The organism is Pseudomonas vlassakiae (assembly GCF_014269035.2).
GTDB classification, from domain to species: Bacteria; Pseudomonadota; Gammaproteobacteria; order Pseudomonadales; family Pseudomonadaceae; genus Aquipseudomonas; species Aquipseudomonas vlassakiae.
The window spans coordinates 367,212-390,263 of sequence record NZ_JABWRP020000001.1 but is presented as its reverse complement, the minus strand read 5'-3'; the positions used below and the strand labels follow the sequence as shown (position 1 = coordinate 390,263).

18 protein-coding genes and 4 tRNA genes are annotated in these 23,052 nt (G+C 64.4%); 3 read left to right on the top strand and 19 right to left on the bottom strand.

Annotated elements, in window-relative coordinates; all coding sequences use genetic code 11:
* Positions 1-37: 37 nt before the first annotated feature.
* The 3 genes from HU738_RS01810 to HU738_RS01800 all read left to right on the top strand — a co-directional run bounded on the left by HU738_RS01810 (position 38) and on the right by HU738_RS01800 (position 4,925).
* Positions 38-2,593: a fimbria/pilus outer membrane usher protein gene (locus tag HU738_RS01810; RefSeq protein WP_186603800.1), complete on the top strand. Its 2,556-nt coding sequence runs from the start codon at positions 38-40 to the stop codon at positions 2,591-2,593.
* A 168-nt stretch (positions 2,594-2,761) separates the two neighbouring features.
* The gene (locus tag HU738_RS01805) at positions 2,762-3,880 is read left to right on the top strand and encodes a nitrilase-related carbon-nitrogen hydrolase (protein ID WP_186603801.1); all 1,119 of its coding nucleotides are present in this window, start codon (positions 2,762-2,764) and stop codon (positions 3,878-3,880) included.
* A gap of 4 nt (positions 3,881-3,884) precedes the next feature.
* Positions 3,885-4,925 (top strand): AraC family transcriptional regulator, encoded by a 1,041-nt coding sequence (locus tag HU738_RS01800; protein ID WP_186603802.1) that lies wholly within the window; start codon positions 3,885-3,887, stop codon positions 4,923-4,925.
* A 224-nt stretch (positions 4,926-5,149) separates the two neighbouring features.
* Here HU738_RS01800 and HU738_RS01795 read toward each other — a convergent pair whose 3' ends face one another.
* The 19 genes from HU738_RS01795 to HU738_RS01705 all read right to left on the bottom strand — a co-directional run bounded on the left by HU738_RS01795 (position 5,150) and on the right by HU738_RS01705 (position 23,002).
* Positions 5,150-5,974 carry a DUF2242 domain-containing protein gene (locus HU738_RS01795; RefSeq protein WP_054885757.1) on the bottom strand — a complete coding sequence of 275 codons (825 nt, stop codon included), beginning with the start codon at positions 5,972-5,974 and terminating at the stop codon, positions 5,150-5,152.
* A gap of 189 nt (positions 5,975-6,163) precedes the next feature.
* Positions 6,164-6,240: transfer RNA gene (locus tag HU738_RS01790), tRNA-Asp, on the bottom strand.
* A 140-nt stretch (positions 6,241-6,380) separates the two neighbouring features.
* Positions 6,381-6,457 (bottom strand) — tRNA-Asp (locus HU738_RS01785).
* A gap of 99 nt (positions 6,458-6,556) precedes the next feature.
* Positions 6,557-6,633, bottom strand: a tRNA-Asp gene (locus HU738_RS01780).
* Positions 6,634-6,700: 67 nt separating this feature from the next.
* Positions 6,701-6,776 (bottom strand) — tRNA-Val (locus HU738_RS01775).
* 148 nt (positions 6,777-6,924) lie between these two features.
* Positions 6,925-7,695 carry an SDR family oxidoreductase gene (locus HU738_RS01770; RefSeq protein WP_165837365.1) on the bottom strand — a complete coding sequence of 257 codons (771 nt, stop codon included), beginning with the start codon at positions 7,693-7,695 and terminating at the stop codon, positions 6,925-6,927.
* Positions 7,695-8,906 (bottom strand): O-succinylhomoserine sulfhydrylase, encoded by a 1,212-nt coding sequence (locus HU738_RS01765; protein ID WP_186604858.1) that lies wholly within the window; start codon positions 8,904-8,906, stop codon positions 7,695-7,697. Before HU738_RS01765 ends, HU738_RS01770 begins: the two co-directional genes overlap by 1 nt.
* A 15-nt stretch (positions 8,907-8,921) precedes the next feature.
* Positions 8,922-10,427 (bottom strand): amidophosphoribosyltransferase, encoded by a 1,506-nt coding sequence (gene purF, locus HU738_RS01760; protein WP_176510184.1) that lies wholly within the window; start codon positions 10,425-10,427, stop codon positions 8,922-8,924.
* A gap of 42 nt (positions 10,428-10,469) precedes the next feature.
* The gene (locus tag HU738_RS01755; protein ID WP_054885753.1) at positions 10,470-11,027 is read right to left on the bottom strand and encodes a CvpA family protein; all 558 of its coding nucleotides are present in this window, start codon (positions 11,025-11,027) and stop codon (positions 10,470-10,472) included.
* Positions 11,028-11,157: 130 nt separating this feature from the next.
* Entirely contained in the window at positions 11,158-11,829 is a 672-nt protein-coding gene (locus HU738_RS01750; protein WP_186604856.1) for an SPOR domain-containing protein, read from the bottom strand.
* A gap of 4 nt (positions 11,830-11,833) precedes the next feature.
* Entirely contained in the window at positions 11,834-13,120 is a 1,287-nt protein-coding gene (folC, locus tag HU738_RS01745; protein WP_186604854.1) for a bifunctional tetrahydrofolate synthase/dihydrofolate synthase, read from the bottom strand.
* Entirely contained in the window at positions 13,120-14,013 is an 894-nt protein-coding gene (gene accD, locus HU738_RS01740; RefSeq protein ID WP_085675574.1) for an acetyl-CoA carboxylase, carboxyltransferase subunit beta, read from the bottom strand. Before accD ends, folC begins: the two co-directional genes overlap by 1 nt.
* A gap of 222 nt (positions 14,014-14,235) precedes the next feature.
* The gene (locus tag HU738_RS01735) at positions 14,236-14,856 is read right to left on the bottom strand and encodes a phosphoribosylanthranilate isomerase (RefSeq protein WP_186604852.1); all 621 of its coding nucleotides are present in this window, start codon (positions 14,854-14,856) and stop codon (positions 14,236-14,238) included.
* A 60-nt stretch (positions 14,857-14,916) separates the two neighbouring features.
* A complete protein-coding gene (gene truA, locus HU738_RS01730) occupies positions 14,917-15,771 on the bottom strand; it encodes a tRNA pseudouridine(38-40) synthase TruA (RefSeq protein WP_186604850.1) in 855 nt (284 codons plus the stop codon).
* A 137-nt stretch (positions 15,772-15,908) separates the two neighbouring features.
* Positions 15,909-18,611 (bottom strand): motility hub landmark protein FimV, encoded by a 2,703-nt coding sequence (locus HU738_RS01725; RefSeq protein ID WP_186604848.1) that lies wholly within the window; start codon positions 18,609-18,611, stop codon positions 15,909-15,911.
* 72 nt (positions 18,612-18,683) lie between these two features.
* On the bottom strand, positions 18,684-19,688 hold the full coding sequence (locus tag HU738_RS01720; RefSeq protein ID WP_176510190.1) for an aspartate-semialdehyde dehydrogenase: 1,005 nt from the start codon (positions 19,686-19,688) through the stop codon (positions 18,684-18,686).
* A gap of 236 nt (positions 19,689-19,924) precedes the next feature.
* Positions 19,925-21,037 carry an aspartate-semialdehyde dehydrogenase gene (gene asd / locus HU738_RS01715; RefSeq protein ID WP_176510191.1) on the bottom strand — a complete coding sequence of 371 codons (1,113 nt, stop codon included), beginning with the start codon at positions 21,035-21,037 and terminating at the stop codon, positions 19,925-19,927.
* 63 nt (positions 21,038-21,100) lie between these two features.
* Complete coding sequence (leuB, locus tag HU738_RS01710) at positions 21,101-22,183, bottom strand: 3-isopropylmalate dehydrogenase (RefSeq protein ID WP_176510192.1); 1,083 nt, start codon at positions 22,181-22,183, stop codon at positions 21,101-21,103.
* Positions 22,184-22,237: 54 nt separating this feature from the next.
* Complete coding sequence (locus tag HU738_RS01705; protein ID WP_186604846.1) at positions 22,238-23,002, bottom strand: class I SAM-dependent methyltransferase; 765 nt, start codon at positions 23,000-23,002, stop codon at positions 22,238-22,240.
* Positions 23,003-23,052: the final 50 nt, after the last annotated feature.

Below are 23,052 nucleotides of genomic sequence, written 5' to 3'. Positions count from 1 at the left end.
GCCCAGCCCGTGCCGGGACATGAAATAGGTTCCTCGTATGTCTCTGTCCATCGCCCCCCGCTCCGTAGACGGTGCCGAGGCAGGCGCGCGCACGCTCAATGGCGGCACGCCTCGTCCAGCCTGGCAGCTCAACGCCCTGTCATTGCTGCTGTGCAGCGCGCTGCCCGGCCTCGCGACGGCGCAGGACGATCCCCAGCTGCTGGGCTTCAACACCACCTTCCTGCAAGGTGCGCAATCGGCGGTCGACCTGCAGTTACTGCTGTCGGCCAGCAGCGTGCTGCCGGGCAACTATCGGGTAGACCTCTACAGCAACGAGGTACTGGTGGGCCGGCGCGACATCGATTTCAAGCGCAACCCCCACACCGGGCGCGTGGAGCCCTGCATGACCCTGGACCTGCTCGAGCAGTTGGGCATCGACATGGACAAGCTCAGGGCACAGGGGCGCCTGGAGACCGAACAGGCCTGTCACGACCTGCCCTCGCTGATCGACCAGGCCAGCCTGAGCTACGACTCTGGGCATCTGCGCCTGTCCGCCAGCATCCCGCAAGTCGCCATGAAGCGTGGGCTGCGCGGCTATGTCGACCCGCAACTGTGGGACGCGGGGGTGCCTGCCGCGTTCGTCAACTATCAATTCAACACCAGCCGTAGCGCCAGTGATGCCGATACACGCATCAACAACAACCTGAGCCTGCGCAACGGTCTCAACCTGGGCAGCTGGCGCTTGCGCAACGAGTCGAACTTCAGCAGCGGCACCGGGCGCCCGGACAGCTTCAAGAGCAACCGCAGCTACCTGCAGCACGACGTGACTGCGCTCAAGGGCCAGTTCAGCGCCGGCGACATCTTCAGCGACAGCGACCTGTTCGACAGCGTGCGCTACCGGGGCCTGAAGCTGGCTTCGGACGAAGGCATGCGCGCCGACAGCGAGCGTGGCTACGCACCGGTGGTGCGAGGCGTGGCGCAGACCAGCGCCAGGGTCGAGATCCGCCAGAACAGCTACCTGCTGTACACCGCCAACGTACCGCCCGGCCCGTTCGAGATCAGCGACATCTACCCCAGCGGCTCCAACGGCGACCTGGAAATCACCATCATCGAGGCCGACGGTCGTCGGCGGGTCAGCGTGCAGGCGTTTTCCAGCCTGCCGCTGATGGTCCGTGGCGGCCAGGTCAAGTACAGCCTGTCCGCAGGGCGCTACAACAGCAACAGCGAAGGCCTGGCCACGCCACAGATGCTCAGCTCGACGCTGGCCTACGGCCTGACCAACACCGTGACCGGCGTCATGGGCCTGCAAGCCACCGACGACTACAAGGCGCTGGCCGTCGGCAGCGGCCTGAATACCCTGGTCGGCGCCTTTTCGCTCGATGTCACCCATTCCTCGAGCAAGGCCCAGGGCCGGACCACCCAGGGCAACAGCTTGCGGGCACTCTACGCCAAGACCTTTACCGGCACCGACACCAACTTCACCCTGGCCGCCTACCGCTACTCCACCGAGGGCTTTCGCACCCTCACCCAGCATATCGAGGACATGAGCAGCGACGCGCTCAAACGCAGCGGCAACTCCAAGACCCGCACCGACCTGACCATCAACCAGAGCCTGGGCCGCGACCGTGCACTCGGTAGCCTGTATCTGACGGCCAGCGACCAACGCTACTGGAACCGCGGCGGTTCGCAGAGCCTGTCGGCCGGCTACAGCAACAACTGGGGCGATATTTCCTACAACCTTGACATCAGCCGGACCAAGGAACTGGGAACCTCAGGCCCTTCGGGGCAGGATACCCAGCTAAACCTGTCGTTATCGTTCCCGCTCGGCAGCCGCGCCCGCGCACCGCGGGCGTTCATCACCGCCAGTACGCAAAAGGGCAACGACACCACCCAGGCCGGCATCAACGGCTACCTGTCGGAGACCAGCGACACCTTCTACTCGATCCAGGGCGGTCACAGCCGAAGCAGCGGCAGCTCGGCCTCGGCCAACCTGAACACCCGCACCTCGGTCGCCGACGTCAGCCTGGGTTATAGCCAGGGGCGCGGCTACGATTCGCAGAACCTCAACGTCGCAGGCGCCGTGGTGGCCCACCCAGGCGGCATCAACCTTGGCCAGACACTCGGCGAAACCTTCGCCCTGGCCGAAGTACCGGGTGTGCAAGGGGCAAAGATCAGCAACTACAGCGGCGTGGAAACCGGGCGCAACGGCTATGCGGTGATCCCCAGCGCCCAGCCCTATCGGGTCAACTGGATCAGCCTGGATACGCGCGACCTGGGCGGCGACATCGAGATCGACAACGCCACCCAGCAGCTGGTGCCGCGCCGCGGCGCCGTGGTGCTTGCCCGCTACACCGGCAAGAGCGGGCGTCGCGTGCAGTTCGAGCTGTTTGACGAGCGCGGCCAGTTGATACCGTTCGGTGCATCGGTGGAGACCGCCGAAGGCCGCCAGCTGGCAATTTCCGACCCGAGCGGCAAAGCCTTGGTGCTGCTGGAGCAGGACCAGGGTAGCCTGAGCATCAAGTGGGGCGAGCACCAGTGCACAGCCAGCTACGATCTGCCGGAACGGGACAAGGCGGTCAACTACGAGCGCCAGCGCCTGATGTGCCGCCCGTGACTGTCGAGCCGCAGAGAATGCGCCTAGTGCCCGGCAGCTTTGGTATGATCCGCGACACGATTGTGCAAAAACGCAGTACAACGACGAGGCAAAGCTGATGAATCCAGGGTGCACCCGGTCCTGGATCTGCGCACGGCAAGCTCATTTTTAGGTAAAAGCTGAAGTTTGATGCGAAAACTCCTGGCAAGCACCCTGGCGCTGGTGATGGCCGCCGCACTCTGTGGCTATGGTTTCTGGACCCAGCAGCGCCCGGAAGGTCACTACCTGTCCGACCTGCGCATCGAACTGGCGCTCAACCATGGCGTGCCTGGCGAGCATGGCAACCTGCTTGGCATCGAGCCGCTGCTGTTCCCGAGTGACTACCAGAACCTGCAACGGCTGCACCGCAAGCTTTCCGCCTACCTGGAACAAGCGCGCGCCCAAGGCCTGGTTGGCCCCCGCACGGTCGTGGTGCTGCCGGAACACATCGGCACCTGGCTGTGGGCACGGGGCGAGAAGAACGAGCTGTTCCAGGTCACCCGCAATCGCGACGCCGAGCAATGGCTGGAGCTGAGCAACCCGCTGCGCTATGGCCTGGCCATGCTGAGCGCCAATGGCGATGACCGGCGCGCCGATGCCCACCTGCGCATGAAGGCCCGCCAGATGGCCAGCGACTACCAGCAGCTGTTCGGCGGCCTGGCCAAGGAATTCGGTGTGACCCTGGTGGCAGGCTCGATCGTGCTGCCCGCCCCCTATGTCGAACGAGGTGTGCTGCACATTGGGCAAGGGCCGCTGTTCAACAGCAGCCTGGTGTTCGCCGCGGACGGCTTGCCGCTGGGCCAACCGCAACACCAGCAATACCCCGACAGCGAGACACGGCGCTACATCCATCACGGCCGACATTTCCCGCTGCAGGTGTTGCAGACCCCCGCCGGGCGCCTTGGCGTGCTGATCGGCAGCGACAGCTGGTACCCGGAAAACCAGCGCCAGTTGCAGCAGCAACAGGCCCAACTGATCGCCAACCCGGTCTTTCTCAGCGGCAAAAACAGTTGGGATACCCCCTGGCGCGGCAATCGCCATCAGGATGCAGCTGCCGAACTGCCCCTGCAACGCGGCGAGGTCAGCGAACAGGCCGCCTGGCAACGCCTGACCCAGGCCGCAGGTGACAGCGTCAGCAGCATGAGCGTGTTCATGCGTGGGCAATTCTGGGAACAGGGCAGCGACGGCCAAGGCTTCGCCCACCAAGCAGGTGAATTGCTGGCAGGGCCTCCCAGCCGCGGCGCACGCCTGCTGAACCTGTGGCTGTAGGCACATGAGCCGCCCCCGCGTGCGCCTGGGCGACCTTTCGGTCGGTTTCATCCAGCCCCTGGCCCAGGCCCTGCGCGAGCAAGGCCATGATCCGACACCGCTGCTGCAGCAATACGGGCTCGATGCCGAACGCCTGGCCGAAGCCGGGGCTCGGCTGTCGATTCCTCGCTATATGCACCTGGGGCATGCGGCCATCGCGCTAAGCGGCGACCCGGCGCTGGGCCTGCGCATGGGCCGGCTGAGCCGCCTGGCCCAGGCCGGGCTGGCCGGTGTCACCGCAGCCCAGGCCCCTACGCTGGGCGAGGCGGCACGTACACTGCTGCGCTTCGAGCCACTGTACGCGGCCAATTACCGCGGCCATTGCAGCTATCACGAAGACGCGCACGGCGCGTGGCTGACGTTCTACTCGATCAGCCCCTACAACGACTACAACCGCTTTGTGGTCGACTCACTGCTGGGCGGCTGGCTGGCGCAGCTTGCCGCCCTGAGCGACGTCCCCGTGCAGGCCGAGCGCCTGGAAGTGGAATTCGACGCGCCTGGCTACGCTGCGCAATACCAGCCACTGTGCAGCACACCCTTGCAGTTCGGCGCCAGCGCCAATCGTCTGCGGCTGGGCCGCCGCACGCTCGACCAGGCCAACCCACAGCATTGCCCGAGCACCTTCAGCCACCTGCTGCAATTGTGTGAGGTAGAAATGCTCCAGCGCACCCGCGTGCGCAGCCTGGGCGAGCGCATTACCCATCTCCTCGGCCCGCTGCTCAATGGCGGCCGTGAACCTGACCTCGAAGAAGTGGCGCTGCGCTTGCAACTGCCCACCTGGACGCTGCGGCGCAAGCTGGCGGAAGAAGGCACGCGCTTTCGTGATCTACTCAACGACACGCGACGCGACCTTGCCGAAGCCTACATCCGCGATACGGAGTTGGCCTTTGGCGAGATCGCTTATTTGTTGGGGTTTGCATCGGCAGAGGCCTTCCAACGCGCATTCAAGCGCTGGACGGGCCTTACGCCGGGGGAGTTTCGCCGCAGCCAGCGGCGGGCAGGTTAAAGCTCCGTGGCGTCGTCTGCCGGTTCTGGCGGATCCAGTTCGTAAGCCTGAAACTCGAGCAGCTCTTCCTGATAGTCATCCATCGTCCTGCGTCCTCTTCTCATCTGTCTTCGTTGGTCATGCCTTCAACCTAAACGGGCCGGGTGAAGGAATGATGACAAGCTTATGAGTGGAAAACATAGCAGGTGTTCAGGAAGTTATCGCCGAGCATCTGTAACAGCGAATTAAAGCGACGCCGGTGCCTCCTGCGCAGGCTGCGTATCCTGCTGCACCTGGATCGGTGCGGCCTCTGCTGGCGGTGCCACCGGTTGCGAGCCCTGGCTATCATCGACCACGGGTTTGGCCGCGGCTTCACTGGCAGGTACAGCCGCCGCAGGTGCGGGAGCGGCTTCAACCAATGGCGCAGGCGCCGGCGCTGCAACGGCCGGGGCTGCCGAGGCCTGCTCCGGCAAACCCAGGTCTGGCGCCGGCTTCTCAGGCTTTGGCGCAGGCGCTTCGACCTTGGCCTTGGCGACCTTCTTCGGTTTCGGCAGGAAACTTTCGACCAGGGCGAAGTAGCGGTCATAGAACTGCGCAGCCGTCACCGTCTCGCTGGCGACCTTGACCATCGAGTCATCGCTGGAGCCGATCGGCATGGATACCGAACCGAGCACGCCGACACCCAGGCTGGCAGAGCTGTTGGACTTCTTCAGGCTGTAACGGTCCTGCAAGGCGTTGGCGAACATGGTCGAACGCTTGTCGTCGTTGACGTCTGGCGCGCAGGTCACGTTGAAGCTGATCTGCAGGTGGTTTTCGCTGTTCTGCTGGAAGCTCTTGTTGCCCATCACCTGGTTGGCACCACTGCTGGTGATGATGTACCCCTGGCTGAGCAACGCACGGCGAGCGGCTTCGCAGGAACCGGCATCGGTCACCGGAAAGCTGCGCGAGTAAGTCCCCGAGTCGTCGAAGTTCTCGTGCTCGTAGATGGCGGCTTTTTTCGAAGAGCAACCGGTCACGCCCGCCAGCACCAGGGCCAGCCCGAGCGCACCAAAGACGGAGGATCTGGTCATTGCGAATTCCGGGTAAGTCAAAAGAGGCCTATTGTGCATCACTGCAGGCAAGCACAGGAACCGTTGATCGGTGAAGAGTGTGTCAGGTTCGTGTAAATCTACTCGCCGTAAGGGCGTTAAAACGAAAAAAGCGACCCTAAGGTCGCTTTCTTGTGGCTTCAAGGCGTTCAAGGGGCCTTGAGGCGAATATGGCGCAGCGGACGGGACTCGAACCCGCGACCCCCGGCGTGACAGGCCGGTATTCTAACCGACTGAACTACCGCTGCGTATCATTCAGGCTTGCGCCCGATTGAAACCTGGGTCTACCCTTCCGGCGCGATGGCCTCAGGGCAGGCACAAAAAAAGCGACAGATGATCGCTTCATTTGTGTTTGCTTCAAGGTGTTCTAGGGACCTCGAAACGAAGATGGCGCAGCGGACGGGACTCGAACCCGCGACCCCCGGCGTGACAGGCCGGTATTCTAACCGACTGAACTACCGCTGCGTATCGTTCAGGCTTGCGCCTGATTGAAACTGGGATCAGCCTCAGGCATTTCGCCTTCGACTCCAGACCGGTGACAGGCACCCATCTGTTACTGAAAAATGGCGCAGCGGACGGGACTCGAACCCGCGACCCCCGGCGTGACAGGCCGGTATTCTAACCGACTGAACTACCGCTGCGCAGTGCGTTTCTCTCTGGCTATCGGCTTCATCGGAAGCGTCCAGCACTAGAAACAGCCTCAGGAAGTGGTGGGTGATGACGGGATCGAACCGCCGACCCTCTGCTTGTAAGGCAGATGCTCTCCCGGCTGAGCTAATCACCCTCGCGATGTTGCTTGTTGCGTTTGCTTCGCTGAGGCCGCGAAATTTACGCAGGTGCCGATGCTAAGTCAATAGCCCCGTTGAATTTTTTTCAAAAAAGGCAAAAACGCCAAAGGGACCTTTCGGTCCCCTTCGCTTACCGCTGCCTGCTCAGGTGTAGATCATCTTGCGGGTCATGCCACCGTCGACCACGAACTCCTGGCCGGTGACGAACCCGGCCTGGCGCGACAGCAGCCAGGCGACCATGGCGGCCACATCCTCCACCGTACCCACCCTGCCCGTCGGATGCTGGGCATGGTCGGCCTCGGTCAAGGGTTCGGCACGGCGCTGGGACGGGTCACGGGCATCGATCCAGCCCGGGCTCACCGCGTTGACCCGGATCTCCGGGCCCAGGCTCATGGCCAACGCATGGGTCAAGGCCACCAGGCCACCCTTGCTCGCCGCGTAGGCCTCGGTGTCCGGTTCGGACTGCCGGGCACGCGTCGAGGTCAGGTTGACGATCGCACCGTTGTGCGCGCGCAGGTACGGCGCACAATGCTTGGCCAGTAACATCGGCCCATTGAGGTTGACCGCCAGTACCCGGTTCCATTGCGCCAGGCTCAAGCTTTCGAGGGTCTGGTTGTGCGGGTTGGCAATGGCCGCGTTGCACACCAGCGCATCCAGCCGCCCGAACTGCCCGAGCACCTCGGACACCCCGGCGCTGACCTGGGCCTCGTCGGCCACGTCCATGGTGATGAACCAGGCGTTTTCGCCCAGGGCCTTGGCCACCTTGGCACCGCGCTGACGGTCGAGGTCGCTGAGCACCACTTGCCAACCTTCGCAGATCAGCCAGGCGGCAATACCCAGGCCAATGCCGCGGGCGGCACCGGTGACCAGGGCAACCCGACCATTATGGCCCGGTACACCGCCGCGGATTTCCATCAGAGAGCCGCCAGCCCACGGGCGAGGTCCCCCTGCAGGTCAGCCACGTCTTCCAGGCCCACGGCAACCCGGATCAGGCTGTCGCGGATGCCCGCCGCTTCTCGCTCCTGCGGCGTCAGGCGGCCGTGGGAGGTGGTAGCCGGGTGGGCGATGGTGGTCTTGCTGTCACCCAGGTTGGTAGTGATCGAAATCACCCGGGTAGCGTCGATGAAGCGCCAGGCACCTTCTTTGCCACCCTTGACTTCGAAGCTGACCACCGCACCGAAGCCGCTCATCTGGCGCTTGGCCAGCTCATGCTGCGGGTGGCTTGGCAGGCCGGCGTAATGCACCTTCTCCACGCCCTCCTGTTGTTCCAGCCATTCGGCCAGGACCTGGGCACTCTCGCAGTGCGCACGCATGCGCAGCTTGAGGGTTTCCAGGCCCTTGGTGAAGATCCAGGCGTTGAACGGGCTGAGGGTCGGCCCGGCAGTGCGCAGGAAGCCCACCACTTCTTTCATCTGCTCGGCACGGCCGGCGACCACACCGCCCATGCAACGGCCCTGGCCGTCGATGAACTTGGTGGCCGAGTGGAACACGATGTCGGCACCCAGCTTGAGCGGCTGCTGCAAGGCCGGGGTGCTGAAGCAGTTGTCCACCACCAGCATGGCGCCCCGGGCGTGGGCGATTTCGGCCAGTGCGCTGATGTCGACCAGCTCGGCCAGCGGGTTGGACGGGGACTCGACGATCAGCAGCTTGGTGTTGGCCTTGATGGCCTTTTCCCAGCCCGTGAGGTCGACCAGTGGCACGTAGTCCACCTGCACACCGAAGCGCTTGAAGTACTTCTCGAACAGGCTGATGGTCGAGCCGAACACGCTCTGCGACACCAGCACGTGGTCGCCGGCACTGCACAGCGACATGACCACGGCGAGGATCGCCGCCATGCCGGTGGAGGTGCCCACGGCCTGCTCGGCGCCTTCCATGGCCGCCAGGCGCTCTTCGAAGGCACGCACGGACGGGTTGGTGTAGCGCGAGTAGACGTTGCCCGGCGTTTCGCCGGCAAAACGCGCAGCGGCATCGGCCGCCGTGCGGAACACATAGCTGGAGGTCAGGAACAGCGCTTCGCTGTGCTCGGCCTCCGGTGTACGGCTTTGACCGGCGCGCACCGCCAGGGTGTCGAAACCGACACCCTCGAGGTCACTGTCCAGTCGCCCGGCATCCCATTGATCCGTCATGCCGTCGCTCCCAAATCAGTTGTTGTAGAGGTCGATGATCGCGCTGACCGCCTGGTTCTTGACCTTGGCCAGGTCGTTACGGGCCTGCTCGATACGGTCAAGGTAGGCTTCGTCGATGTCACCGGTGACGTATTCACCGTTGAACACCGCGCAATCGAAGTGATCGATCTTGATCTTGCCGCCACCGACCGAGTCGATCAGGTCCGGCAGGTCCTGGTAGACCAGCCAGTCGGCGCCGATCAACTCGGCCACCTGTTCGGTGGTACGGTTGTGGGCGATCAGTTCGTGCACACTCGGCATGTCGATGCCGTAGACGTTGGGGTAGCGCACCGCAGGGGCTGCGGAGCAGAAGTAGACATTCTTGGCGCCGGCTTCGCGGGCCATCTGGATGATCTGCTTGCACGTGGTGCCGCGGACGATCGAGTCGTCCACCAGCATCACGTTCTTGCCGCGGAACTCCAGCTCGATGGCGTTGAGCTTCTGGCGTACCGACTTCTTGCGTGCGGCCTGGCCAGGCATGATGAAGGTACGGCCGATGTAGCGGTTCTTGACGAAGCCTTCGCGGAACTTCACGCCCAGACGGTTGGCCAGCTCCAGCGCGGCAGTACGGCTGGTGTCCGGGATCGGGATGACCACGTCGATATCGTGCTCCGGGCGCTCGCGCATGATCTTGTCGGCGAGCTTTTCACCCATGCGCAGACGGGCCTTGTACACCGAGATACCGTCGATGATCGAGTCCGGGCGGGCCAGGTAGACGTGCTCGAAGATGCACGGCTGCAGCTTCGGTGCATCGGCGCACTGCTTGGTGAACAGTTGGCCTTCCTCGGTGATGTACACCGCTTCGCCCGGCGCCAGGTCACGGATCAGGGTGAAGCCGAGCACGTCGAGGGCGACGCTTTCCGAGGCGATCATGTATTCCACGCCTTCGTCGGTGTGGCGCTGGCCGAACACCACCGGGCGGATGCCGTTCGGGTCACGGAAGCCGACGACACCGTAGCCGGTGATCATCGCAACGACCGCGTAGCCGCCGACGCAACGGCTGTGCACGTGGGAAACCGCCGCGAACACGTCTTCTTCGGTCGGCTGCAGCTTGCCACGCACGGCCAGCTCATGGGCGAACACGTTCAGCAGCACTTCCGAGTCGGAATTGGTGTTGACGTGGCGCAGGTCGGACTCGTAGATCTCCTTGGCCAGCTGCTCGACGTTGGTCAGGTTGCCGTTGTGCGCCAGGGTGATGCCATACGGCGAGTTGACGTAGAACGGCTGGGCCTCGGCCGACGTCGAGCTGCCCGCAGTCGGGTAGCGCACATGGCCGATGCCGATGTGGCCGACCAGGCGCTGCATGTGGCGCTGCTGGAAGACATCGCGCACCAGGCCATTGTCCTTGCGCAGGAACAACCGGCCGTCGTGGCTGGTCACGATACCGGCAGCGTCCTGGCCGCGGTGCTGGAGGACCGTAAGCGCGTCATACAGCGCCTGATTGACGTTCGACTTACCGACGATACCGACGATGCCACACATGCGACGCAACCCCTACTTTGATAAAACTTGAACGAACAGCACTCAGGGCTTTGCCGGCCCGAGCAACTGCTCCTTGAATGGAAGATCAGCCGGAGCGCTGATCACCCCACTTGAAGACCACTGATGGGTGAAACCCAGGATCAGGTTTTTCGACCAGTCAGCGACCAATAGAAACTGTGGTATCAGGCGAGATTCCTGCCACCAGCTGTCTTGCTGCACCGGCCCCAGGCTGAGCAGGCCGACCGCTACCACCACCAGCAAGCCCCCGCGCGCGGCACCAAAGGCCATGCCGAGGAAGCGATCGGTGCCGGACAGCCCGGTCACGCGGATCAGCTCGCCGATCAGGAAGTTGAGCATGGCGCCCACCAGCAGGGTGGCGACGAAAAGAATGGCGCAGCCGGCGATGGTGCGCATCGACGGCGTCTGGATATAGCTCTCAAGGTACACCGAAAGCGAACCACCGAACATCCAGGCGACCGCCCCCGCGACGATCCAGATGAGCAGGGACAAGGCCTCCTTGACGAAGCCGCGCTTGAGACTGATCAGTGTGGAGACGGCGATGATCGCGATGATCGCCCAATCAACCAGGGTAAAGGCCACGGTGCTGCCTGCAGACGTTTGAGGCGGCGCATTTTACCAGAGCAAAAGGCTGGGAGTAAGCGGAATGTCAGGTGGATCGGCGGGTCAGGTTTTCCGGCCTGCGCCGATCCTCTGCGGGAGCGCCGCGGTTTTAGCCTTTTTCAGGCTGGAAGCGCGTCACGAAGCCATTGAGCTTCTGCTGGCGGTTGATCACGTCTTTGAGCTTGTCTGCCTCGGCACGCTCGATCAACGGCCCGACATACACCCGGTTCATGCCACCGGCCGAACGGATGTAGGCGTTGTAGCCCTGGCTGCGCAGGGTCTTCTGCAGGTTCTCGGCGCCGGCCCGGCTGGACAGGCTGGCCAGCTGGATCGACCAGCTTACCGGCAGGCCATTGGCATCGATCTTCGACGGTGCAGGTGCAGGCGCGGGTGCAGTGGCCACTGGCGCGGCCGGCTTGGCAGCGGGTGCTGGCGTTTGCACTGCCGCCTGCGGTTTGGGCTGGGCTTGCACCTGGGTCTGCGGCGACGGCGTGATTGGCTGGCTTGGCGCCTTCACCGGCGCCGTCGACTCGCTGACCACCACTGGCGGTTGCTCGGGCTGTTCAGGCTGTTCAGGCAGCGGCTGCGGCTCCGGCACCGTCACTGGCTCAACCTTGACCTCCGGCAGGGTCGGCATGGCCGGCGCCTGGGGGGCGTCGACATGTACCTGGCGCATCTCGTCCTGGCGGGTGAACAGCATTGGCAGGAAAATCACCGCCAGCGCCACCAGCACCAACGCACCCACCATGCGCTGCTTCATCCCTTTGTCCAGCACTGCCATCTAGTCACCCCTCCAGGGCCTGCCGCTCCAGCCATTCCAGGGCCTCGGCGACACAGAAAAACGAACCGAACAGCAGAATCTGATCATCCGCCGTCGCCTGCGCGCATTGCCCTTCAAGGGCTGCGTCGACGCTGGGGTAAGACTTCACCGCGGCGCCGTGGTTCGTCAAGGCAGCGGCCAATTCGCCAGCCGGACGGCTGCGCGGGGTATGCAGCGGCGCCACCGCCCACTCGTCGACCAAGCCGTGCAACGGCGCGATGACGCCGTGCAGGTCCTTGTCGGCGAGCAGGCCGAACACTGCCAGGCGCCGCCCCTTCAATGGACGCGCAGCCAGGCGGCGGGCCAGATATTCGGCGGCGTGCGGGTTGTGCCCGACATCCAGCAACAGCTCCACGCGCCTACCCTGCCAGGTCAACTGGCGACGGTCGAGACGGCCGGTGATGCGGGTGTCGAGCAAGGCCTGACGGATCTGCCCGGCCTCCCACGGCAGGCCCATCAGCAGGTAGGCCTGCAGGGCCAGGGTCGCGTTTTCCATGGGCAGGTCGAGCAGCGGCAGGCCATGCAACGCTACCGGCTTGCCATCTGCAGTGACGCCGCGCCAGTCCCAGCCACCTTCGCTGCTTGCCAGATCGAAATCACGGCCGCGCAGGAACAGCGGCGCCGCCAGTTCGGCGGCCTTGTCCAGCAACGGCTGCGGCGGGTCGAGGTCACCGCACAGCGCCGGCCTGCCCTGGCGGAAGATGCCGGCCTTCTCGAAGGCCACCTGCTCGCGGGTATCGCCAAGGTATTCGACATGGTCGACGCCGATGCTGGTGACCAGCGCCAGGTCGGCATCCACCACGTTCACGGTGTCCAGGCGGCCACCGAGCCCCACTTCGAGCACCACGGCATCCAGCTGCGACTGGTAGAACAACCAGAACGCCGCCAGCGTGCCCATCTCGAAGTAGGTCAGGGAAATCTCGCCCCGCGCCGCCTCGACGGCGGCGAAGGCCTCGCACAGGCGCTCATCGCTGGCTTGCTGGCCGTCGATCAGCACCCGTTCGTTGTAGCGCAACAGGTGGGGCGAACTGTACACCCCCACCTTCAGCCCCTGGGCCCGCAGCAGCGAGGCCACGAAGGCGCAGGTCGAGCCCTTGCCGTTGGTGCCGGTCACGGTGACCACCCGTGGCGCCAGTTTGCCCAGCGCCAGCCGGGCAAGCACCTTCTGCGACCGCTCCAGGCCCATGTCGATGGCCGAGGGGTGCAATTGCTCGAGGTAGGCGAGCCACTCGCCCAGGGATCGTTGTTTCATCACGCGACCGCAGCGACCTCACGGGCCTGTTCCGGGGTCTGCTGGCCGGTCATTTGTGCCAGCAGGCGAGCCAGACGCGGGCGCAGTTCGCCACGGGAGATGATCAGGTCGATGGCGCCATGCTCCAGCAGGAACTCGCTGCGCTGGAAGCCTTCCGGCAGTTTTTCGCGCACGGTCTGCTCGATCACGCGTGGGCCGGCGAAGCCGATCAGGGCCTTCGGCTCACCGACGATGACGTCGCCAAGCATTGCCAGACTGGCGGAAACGCCGCCGTAGACGGGGTCGGTCAGCACCGAGATGAACGGGATGCCTTCTTCGCGCAGGCGTGCCAGCACGGCCGACGTCTTGGCCATCTGCATCAGCGAGATCAGCGCTTCCTGCATGCGCGCACCGCCGGAGGCGGAGAAGCAGACCATCGGGCAGCGGTTTTCCAGGGCGTAGTTGGCGGCACGCACGAAACGCTCACCGACGATGGCACCCATGGAGCCCCCCATGAACGAGAACTCGAAGGCGCTGACCACGATCGGCATGCCCATCAGGGTGCCGCTCATGGAGATCAGGGCGTCTTTTTCGCCGGTCTGCTTTTGCGCACCGGCCAGGCGGTCCTTGTACTTCTTGCCGTCACGGAACTTCAGGCGGTCGACCGGCTCCAGATCGGCACCGAGTTCGGCGCGGCCTTCCGGGTCGAGGAAGATGTCGATGCGGGCACGTGCGCCAATGCGCATGTGGTGGTTGCACTTGGGGCAGACATCCAGGGTCTTTTCCAGCTCCGGACGATACAGCACGGCCTCGCAGGCCGGGCACTTGTGCCACAGGCCTTCCGGCACCGAGCTCTTCTTCACCTCGGAACGCATGATCGAAGGGATCAGTTTGTCGACTAACCAGTTGCTCATGCTTTATTTCTCCAGTATTGGCGGACGGGGACCGGACTGGCCGGCCATGCCCTGCCCTTGAGCTCAAATTCTTCTATGAAACGATGACGACCCGGCCACAGGGGCTGCCTGCGCACCGCACCGTCTTCAATCTGTCGTTTGGCCACGCGGCTTGCCGCTGGCCGCCCCGCAGGGCTGCGAAACCTATGGACGATGGCGCGCCGCCAGCCGTCACATCTGCCGTCACGCCTGTTTCACCGCATGCATGAAGGCTTCGATCTTCGCGGCATCCTTGATGCCCTTGGCCTGCTCCACACCGCCACTGACATCCACCGCATACGGCCGCACCTGGGCGATTGCCTGGCCGACGTTGTCGGCCGACAGCCCGCCCGCGAGGATGATCGGCTTGCTCAGCCGCGCCGGGACCAGCGACCAGTCGAAGGCCTCGCCGGTACCGCCCGGTACACCGGCCACGTAAGTGTCAAGGAGAATGCCGCGGGCGCCGGCATAGTGCTGGCAGGCGGCCTCCAGGTCATCGCCCGGGCGCACCCGCAGCGCCTTGATCCAGGGGCGATGATAGCCCTCGCAATCAGCCGGGGTCTCATCGCCGTGGAACTGTAGCAGGTCCAGGGGCACCACCTCGACGATCTCGTTCAGCTCACAACGCGAGGCGTTGACGAACAGCCCGACCGTGGTCACGAACGGCGGCAGCTCGGCAATGATCGACCGTGCCTGGCGCACGTCCACGGCACGCGGGCTCCTGGCATAGAAGACGAAGCCGATGGCATCGGCGCCCGCTTCGGCGGCGGCCAGCGCGTCTTCGATGCGGGTAATCCCGCAGATCTTGCTGCGAACGTTGCTCATGGACAGCAAACCTTGAGTGAGTGGTGAAAGGCCCGATGGTAGCAAATGACTGCTGACGCGTCAGTCGGCCAGCGCCTCGTAACCGGTCAAAAAGTGTGGGCCGATGTAACGCTGTGGCAGCTGGAATTCTGCCGGGTACTCCACTTGCACCAGGTACAGGCCATAAGGGTGCGCGGTCACCCCGCCTTCACGGCGGTTGCGCCCCTCCAGCACTTCACGGGCCCACTCGACCGGACGCTCACCTGCACCGATGGTCATCAGCACGCCGGCGATGTTGCGCACCATGTGGTGCAGGAAAGCGGTGGCACGCACGTCCAGCACGATCATCTGGCCATGGCGGGTCACACGCAGGTGGTGGATGTGCTTGATCGGCGACTTGGCCTGGCACTGGCTGGCGCGGAAGGCGCTGAAATCATGGGTACCGAGCAGGTACTGGGCGGCCTGGGCCATGCGCTCGACGTCGAGCGGGCGGTGGTTCCAGGTCACTTCCTCGGCCAGGTGCGCGGGACGGATCGGGTCGTTGTAGATCACATAGCGGTAGCGCCGGGCGCAAGCCTTGAAGCGCGCATGGAAGTCCGCCGGCATCGGCCGCGACCAGACCACGCTGATGTCGTGGGGCAGGTTGAAATTGGTGCCCAGGGTCCAGGCACGCTCGTCACGTACGGCGCGGGTATCGAAATGCACGACCTGCCCGCAGCCGTGCACGCCGGCATCGGTGCGCCCGGCGCAGATGACGCTGATCGGCTCGTCGGCCACCTTCGACAGCGCCTGCTCCAGGGCCTGCTGGACGCTGGGTACGCCGCTGGCCTGGCGCTGCCAGCCGCGATAGCGCGAGCCTTTGTATTCCACACCCAGGGCAATGCGGGTGAAGCCTTCGGCGGCCGATTCGGAGGCGGCAGTATCGATGATGTCCAAGAGCGTGAAACCTGTGGGTGATACGGAATGGCGGGATTATAACGACAATGGCAGCCGTGCAGGGCTGCCATTGATTTTGCATGAGTTTCCAGGGCCTGTTCGCGGCTTCAGCCGCGAACAGGCCCTGGAAGGCGCACTCAGACCAGACGCGAGAGCATCTCTTCGGCTTCCTGACGCTGGCCGTCATCACCGTCCTTGACCACTTCATCGAGGATGTCACGAGCCCCTTGATGGTCGCCCATGTCGATGTAGGCACGCGCGAGGTCAAGCTTGGTCGCGACTTCGTCGGCACCGGAGAAGAAGTCGAAGTCCAGGTCATCCAGCGGCTCGGGTTCGGCTGCGGCGTCCTCGGCGGTGAAGTGTGGCTCCAGGGACGGGGACTCCAGGCTCTGCGACAGCTTGTCCAGCTCGGCGTTGACGTCGTTCAGCTCCGAGGCAAAGCTCTTGGCCGCCGGCGAGTCGTCCTCCAGTGACAACGACAGATCGAAGTCTTCCGGCAGTTCCAGTTCGGAAATCGGCTCGAATTCCGGGAGCGTGTCGAAGGCTGCCAGTTCGGCGGCGACATCCACCGGTTCTTCTTCCGCCGCAGCCGGGGCAGCCGCCTCGCCACTGTCGAGATCGAAATCGGACAGGTCGAAATCGGCCAGGTCGTCGACGCTCTGCGGCTCGGCCTGGGCTTGGGCCAGCAAGGCTTCGAAATCGGCATCGGCATCGGTTTCCGGCGCCACGGCAGCCGGCTCAGCGGGCCCCTGCGCTTCAGCCAGTGACGCCTCATCCAGCGTCGGCGGCTCAAGCTGATCATCCAACGGCAGATCATCCCCGAGGCTCAGGTCGAAGGCGCTGTCCAGGTCGTTATCATCGAGCACCGAGGTCTCGGTAAACGCCTCGGCGGCTGCTTCCAGATCAGGCTCAGTTGCCGGCTCCGGCTCGACCACCGCCTGCGGCTCAGGTTGCGCTGCAGCTGGCGCTTGCGGCTGTTCCTGCAGCAACTCCTGGACATACTGCTCGTCCATCTCCGCGGCCAGTGCCGCAGCCCCGACGCCAGCGGCGGCAGCGGCGGCAGCAAGCCCCAGCATGGCCGGGTAGCGCTCCTTGAGGCTGTTGACCTGCGCCGTGTTCGCTTCGCTGCCAGGCAGCTTGCGCTCCTGCTCGACGAAAGCGCTGTGGTCGCCCTGGCGAGCGTAAACGTCCATCAGCTTGAGGCGCAGGGTGTCATTCTCCGGCTGCGCCGCCACTGCTGCTTCCAGCAGGTCGGCCGCGTGGTTCAGGCGACCACGCGACAGGCTCAGATCCACCTCAGCCAGCAATTCGGCATTCGGGTCCTGTACCGGCTCGGGCTCGGCAACCGCGGCCGCAGGTGCGGGGGCGGCCGGTTTTTCCGCAGCCACGGCAGCGGCAGCAGAAGCCGCCACCACGGCAGGCGATAGGGTGACGCTCGGCGCGGACACTTCCAGCCCATCGAAGCTGCTCGGTGGCAGGTCGAGGTCCGGGCTGCGCTCGCCTTCCTCGGCCAGCGCGCGGGCCATGCGCAGGTGTTTTTCCGCCTCTTGCTGCGCCTTGCGCTTGCGCGCCAGCAGCAACAGCAGGAGCAACAGCACGAGGAACGCGGAGCCGGCGATCAGGCCCAGCACCACAGGATTGGCCAGCATCTCGTCGATGGCACCTGGCTGCGCAGGCGCAACCTCGTCGACGGGAGCTGCAGCCGGGGCCGTATCGACTGCTGCCGGCGCTGGCGCGACCACCGGTTCGGCCGGGGCCAAACCTGCCGCAGGTGGCTGCGCAGGGGCCGGCTCACCCGGCAACGCGCCCGCAGGCGGTGCTTCAGCGGCCGCCCCCTGGGCTTCGAGGCGCGCCAACTGGTCATTCTTCAGCTGAATCAGCTTCTGCAGCTTGTCCATCTGACTCTGCAGGTCACTCACCCGGCTTTTCAATTCTTCGTTGTCACGACGGCTGGTATCCAGGCTTTCCTGGGCCACCGCCAGCTTGTCGCTGATGGCCTTGGCACGGTTGCCGCCAGCCTGCGTCCCGGGGCTGACCAGGCGCAGGTTGTCGCCCTGGGCGATACGCTCGGGCGCGGCATCGGCGGCACCGCGGCGGGTGGCATCCAGCTGCCGTGCACGCGGCCCCAGGCGCCGGCCTTCACGCCAGGCGGCATACTGCTCGGCCACTTCACGATTGGCTTCGCCCTGAGGAATGCTCTGGACCTGCTGCTGATCGGGCAGACGCAGGACCTGGCCCACCTTCAGCTGGTTGATGTTGTTGCCGATAAAGGCATCCGGGTTGAGTGCCTGGATGGCGATCATGGTCTGCTGCACCGAGCCACCGCCCTGGGTATTGCGGGCAGCGATCTGCCACAGGGTGTCGCGGCGTTTGGTGGTGTAGCTGCCTGCGCTGCTGGTGGCCGGGTTGACATTGCCGGCAGCAGGCTGCTGGCCCTGGGCCTTGGCCTGGTCGAGCAACACGCTGTAGTCACGCAGCAGGCGGCCCTGCGGCCACATTACCTGGACCAGGAACTTGACCACCGGGCCAGGCAACGGCTGGCTGGAAGTGACCCGCAGCACGCTCTTGCCGTTGGGGTTGATCACCGGGGTGAAGGTCAGGTCTTCGAGGTAGCCTGGAAGCTCCACACCGGCCTTGCTGAACTCTTCCGGTGGCGCCAGGCTCGGCGCCACTTCGGCTGCGGTGAGGTCGCGCACATCGAGCAGTTCGATCTCGGCGTCCAGGGGCTGGTTCTGTGCCGACTTCAATGTCAGTTCACCCAACCCCAGGGCATTCGCCATGCCAGACGTCAGCGCCGAAGCTGCCGCCATGGCCAGAACCAGTTTGCGAATTCGAAGCATGACCTCTTCCCTTGTATGAATCGTCCCAAAAACCTGCGTGCGGCGTGGGACAAAAGTGCTCGCCAGTATCTTTTACACCATGTGTTTAATCAACAATTGAGCCACCTGTACGGCGTTCAAAGCAGCGCCCTTGCGCGCATTGTCGGTGGTCAACCAAAGGTTGAGCTGCTGTTTTTCGTCAATTCCATGGCGTACACGACCAACATAGACCACGTCTTGGCCGACTGCGTCACCGACCGGGGTCGGATAATCATCGTTTGCCACCAGCTCGATGCTTTCGGCCTGTTCCAGTGCCTGGTTGACCTGGCCCAGATCGACCGGGCGACGGCTCTGTACCGCTACACTGAAGCTATCGCCGAAAAACACCGGGACTTGAATGCAGCTCACGGAAATCTTCAGTTCCGGCAGGCCCAGCAGCACGCGAAGTTCACCCACCAGGCGCCGCTCTACGGCAGTATGCCCCTGCTCGTCGACGCCCCCGACCTGGGCCAGCACGTTGAAGGCCATCTGCCGATCGAAGAAGCGTGGCTCCAGTGGGCGGGCATTGAGCAGCTCGGCGGTTTGCCGGGCCAGTTCACTGACCGCTTCACGGCCTTGCGCGGACACCGCCAGGGCCGCCATGACCTGCACCCGCTCGATATCCAGCTGGCCCTTGAGCGGTGCCAGGGCAACCGCCAGGGCCACGGCGGCGCAGCTGGGGCTGGTGATGCGCGCAGGCAGGCTCAGGTTGGCGACACTGTCACCATTGGCCTCCGGTACCACGGCGAGGGCATTGTCCAGGCCGCCGGAAAGGTCGATGACCGTGCAGCCGGCCTGCTCGGCCTTGCTGGCAAAACTGCGGCTGACGGCCGGACTGGTGGCGAAGAAGGCCAGCTTGACCTGGGCGAAGTCGAAACTGTCGACCTCACGCACCTTGAGCTTCCTGCCGGCGAACATCATGCTGCTGCCCGCCGATTCCATGCTGGCCAGCAGGTGCAGGGTGCCAACCGGGAAGGCCAGTTCCTCGAGGATCTGCACAAGGGTTTCACCGACGCTGCCGGTGGCGCCGACGACGGCGATGTCCAGGGGAGTGGTCATGGTAGGGATCCTTTTGCTGAAACGGCGGGGGCGGCACTTTACTTGGATTGTAGTGATTTGTCTGTGCTGGCCTGGGTGGAGACCACCAAGTGCTCGCCATGAGATTTTTCAGCGCCCTTCAGATCGAGCGCCGCCCGCGCGGCGCTCGATCTCACAGGCGCTGAAAATCGCCCGGCGGACCGGCATAAAAAAACCCGCGCTGTCACCAGCGCGGGTTTTCGGTGCAGCCCAAGCGATCAACGCTCCAGCAGGATCCGCAGCATGCGGCGCAGCGGTTCGGCGGCGCCCCACAGCAGCTGGTCACCCACGGTGAACGCGCCCAGGTACTGCGACCCCATGTTCAGCTTGCGCAGGCGGCCAACCGGGATGTTCAGGGTACCGGTCACCTTGGTCGGGGTCAGCTCTTGCATGCTGATCTCGCGCTGGTTCGGCACCAGTTTCACCCACGGGTTGTGCTGGCTGATCATGCCTTCGATGTCGGCCAGAGGCACATCCTTGTTCAGCTTGATGGTCAGCGCCTGGCTGTGGCAACGCATGGCGCCGATGCGCACGCAGATGCCATCGACCGGGATCGGGCTCTTGAAGCGGCCGAGGATCTTGTTGGTTTCGGCCTGGGCCTTCCACTCTTCGCGGCTCTGGCCGTTCGGCAGCTCCTTGTCGATCCACGGGATCAGGCTACCGGCCAGCGGCACGCCGAAGTTCTCGGTCGGGAACCCATCGCCACGCATGGTTTCGGCCACCTTGCGGTCGATGTCGAGGATGGCGCTGGCCGGATTGGCCAGGTCATCGGCAACGGCTGCATGGGTAGCCCCCATCTGCTTGATCAGCTCGCGCATGTTCTGAGCGCCGGCACCGGAAGCCGCCTGGTAGGTCATGGCGCTCATCCACTCGACCAGGCCGGCTTCGAACAGGCCGCCCAGGCCCATCAGCATCAGGCTGACCGTGCAGTTGCCGCCGATGTAGTTCTTGGTACCGGCATCGAGCTGCTGGTCGATGACCTTGCGGTTGACCGGGTCCAGCACGATCACCGCATCGTCCTGCATGCGCAGCGACGAAGCGGCATCGATCCAGTACCCCTGCCAGCCGGCTTCACGCAGCTTGGGGAACACCTCGTTGGTATAGTCGCCGCCCTGACAGGTCAGGATCACGTCGAGGGTCTTGAGTTCTTCAATCGAATAAGCGTCCTTGAGCGGAGCAATATCCTTGCCCACGTTCGGGCCCTGGCCACCTACGTTGGAGGTGGTGAAGAACACCGGCTCGATAAGGTCGAAATCCTGCTCCTCCAGCATCCGCTGCATGAGCACGGAACCGACCATACCGCGCCAACCGATCAGACCTACACGTTTCATCGCAACTACACCTTTGCTAAAAGTGGGCCGCCACCTCGAGTTTTTGGTGGCGGGCCAGAGAGATTACAGATTCCGCAGCGCTGCGACTACTGCGTCGCCCATTTCCTGCGTGCCTACTTTGTTGCAGCCGGCCGACCAGATGTCACCGGTGCGCAGGCCCTGGTCCAGCACGACGCTGACCGCCTTCTCGATCGCCTCGGCTGCGGCCTGCTGGTTGAAGCTGTAACGCAGCATCATCGACACCGACAGGATGGTCGCCAGCGGGTTGGCGATGCCCTGCCCGGCGATGTCCGGGGCCGACCCGTGGCAAGGCTCGTACATGCCCTTGTTTTCGGCGTCCAGGGAGGCCGAAGGCAGCATGCCGATGGAACCGGTCAGCATGGAAGCCTCATCCGACAGAATGTCACCGAACATGTTGTCGGTCACTACCACGTCGAACTGTTTCGGTGCGCGAACCAGCTGCATGGCAGCGTTATCGACGTACATATGGCTCAGTTCGACGTCCGGGTAGTCCTTGGCCACGTCTTCGACCACTTCACGCCACAGCTGGCTGGAGGCCAGGACGTTGGCCTTGTCCACCGAGCACAGCTTCTTGCCACGCACGCGGGCCATGTCGAAGCCGACCCGGGCGATACGGCGCACTTCGCTTTCGCTGTAGGGCAGGGTGTCGTAGGCCTGGCGCTCGCCACCTTGCAGCTCGCGCTGACCACGCGGGGCACCGAAGTAGATGCCGCCGGTCAGCTCACGGACGATGAGGATATCCAGGCCCGAGACGATTTCCGGCTTCAGCGAAGATGCATCGGCCAGTTGCGGGTAGAGAATGGCCGGGCGCAGGTTGGCGAACAGGCCCAGTTGCGAACGGATTTTCAGCAAGCCGCGTTCCGGGCGGATGTCACGCTCGATCTTGTCCCATTTCGGGCCGCCCACGGCGCCCAGCAGCACGGCGTCGGCCTTGCGGGCACGCTCCAGGGTCTCGTCAGCCAGCGGTACGCCGTGCTTGTCGATGGCGGCGCCGCCGATCACGTCGTGCTCGAGGCTGAAGCCGAGCTGGAACTTGTCGTTGGCCAACTCCAGCACCTTGACCGCCTCGGCCATGATTTCCGGACCAATGCCATCACCTGGGAGAATCAGAATCTGCTTGCTCATGCTTTCCTCTATCCATTCACGCGGTGCGGCCATTCGGGCCTCACCGAAAAGTTCTTATCGCTCGGCCCACAACACCAGCACATCGGTGCTGAACGAGCCATCGGCCTCGATCTGGTAATACTGCCGTACTTCTGCGCCCATGGCTTGCTGCAATTGGAGAATGGCAACGCGCATCGGCTCGGGGGTGCGCATGCGCTCGACCCAGCTGCTGAATTCCAGGCGCAGTGGCTGGCGCGTGTGGCTGCGCACGTGCAGGCCGGCTTCGCTGACCTGGCGTTGCCATTCGGCGGCCGAGTAGTCGCGCACGTGACTGGTGTCGCGCAGCACTTCCACGGCCTGCAGGTAGGTGTCGAGCAACGGGCTGCCCGGCGACATCACGTCGATGAACGCTGCCACGCCGCCCGGCTTGAGCACCCGGCGCACTTCGCGCAGGGCCACGCCCAGGTCGCTCCAGTGATGCGCCGAATAGCGGCTGAAGACGAAGTCGAACGAAGCGTCGGCGAACGGCAAGCGTTCGGCCGCACCGCATTCGGTGGTGATATTGCCCAGGTCGCGCTCGCTGGCGGCGCTGGCAACCACGTCGAGCATCGATTGCGAGAGGTCGTAGGCGACCACTTCAGCGACCAGGGGCGCGACGTGGAAACTGACATGACCGGCACCGCAGCCCAGGTCCAGCACGCGGGCATCGCCCTGCCCTGCCAGCGCGGCCTGCAACAGGGCGAACTCGCTGCCCTGGGCATGCACGGCGCTGCTGAGGTAGGCGCTGGCCTGTTCGCCGAACTGGCGTTGGACCACATCGGTATGGGTGGTGCTGGTCATGGGTATCGATCCTTGGGTGGTGTGTTGCCTTCACCGGCCTTTCGCGGATG

Coding starts and splice junctions, on each gene's coding strand:
- HU738_RS01810 (WP_186603800.1), top strand. CDS start 38: ATGTCTCTGTCCATCGCCCCCCGCTCCGTAGACGGTGCCGAGGCAGGC.
- HU738_RS01805 (WP_186603801.1), top strand. CDS start 2,762: ATGCGAAAACTCCTGGCAAGCACCCTGGCGCTGGTGATGGCCGCCGCA.
- HU738_RS01800 (WP_186603802.1), top strand. CDS start 3,885: ATGAGCCGCCCCCGCGTGCGCCTGGGCGACCTTTCGGTCGGTTTCATC.
- HU738_RS01795 (WP_054885757.1), bottom strand. CDS start 5,974: ATGACCAGATCCTCCGTCTTTGGTGCGCTCGGGCTGGCCCTGGTGCTG.
- HU738_RS01770 (WP_165837365.1), bottom strand. CDS start 7,695: ATGGAAATCCGCGGCGGTGTACCGGGCCATAATGGTCGGGTTGCCCTG.
- HU738_RS01765 (WP_186604858.1), bottom strand. CDS start 8,906: ATGACGGATCAATGGGATGCCGGGCGACTGGACAGTGACCTCGAGGGT.
- purF (WP_176510184.1), bottom strand. CDS start 10,427: ATGTGTGGCATCGTCGGTATCGTCGGTAAGTCGAACGTCAATCAGGCG.
- HU738_RS01750 (WP_186604856.1), bottom strand. CDS start 11,829: ATGGCAGTGCTGGACAAAGGGATGAAGCAGCGCATGGTGGGTGCGTTG.
- folC (WP_186604854.1), bottom strand. CDS start 13,120: ATGAAACAACGATCCCTGGGCGAGTGGCTCGCCTACCTCGAGCAATTG.
- accD (WP_085675574.1), bottom strand. CDS start 14,013: ATGAGCAACTGGTTAGTCGACAAACTGATCCCTTCGATCATGCGTTCC.
- HU738_RS01735 (WP_186604852.1), bottom strand. CDS start 14,856: ATGAGCAACGTTCGCAGCAAGATCTGCGGGATTACCCGCATCGAAGAC.
- HU738_RS01725 (WP_186604848.1), bottom strand. CDS start 18,611: ATGCTTCGAATTCGCAAACTGGTTCTGGCCATGGCGGCAGCTTCGGCG.
- HU738_RS01720 (WP_176510190.1), bottom strand. CDS start 19,688: ATGACCACTCCCCTGGACATCGCCGTCGTCGGCGCCACCGGCAGCGTC.
- asd (WP_176510191.1), bottom strand. CDS start 21,037: ATGAAACGTGTAGGTCTGATCGGTTGGCGCGGTATGGTCGGTTCCGTG.
- leuB (WP_176510192.1), bottom strand. CDS start 22,183: ATGAGCAAGCAGATTCTGATTCTCCCAGGTGATGGCATTGGTCCGGAA.
- HU738_RS01705 (WP_186604846.1), bottom strand. CDS start 23,002: ATGACCAGCACCACCCATACCGATGTGGTCCAACGCCAGTTCGGCGAA.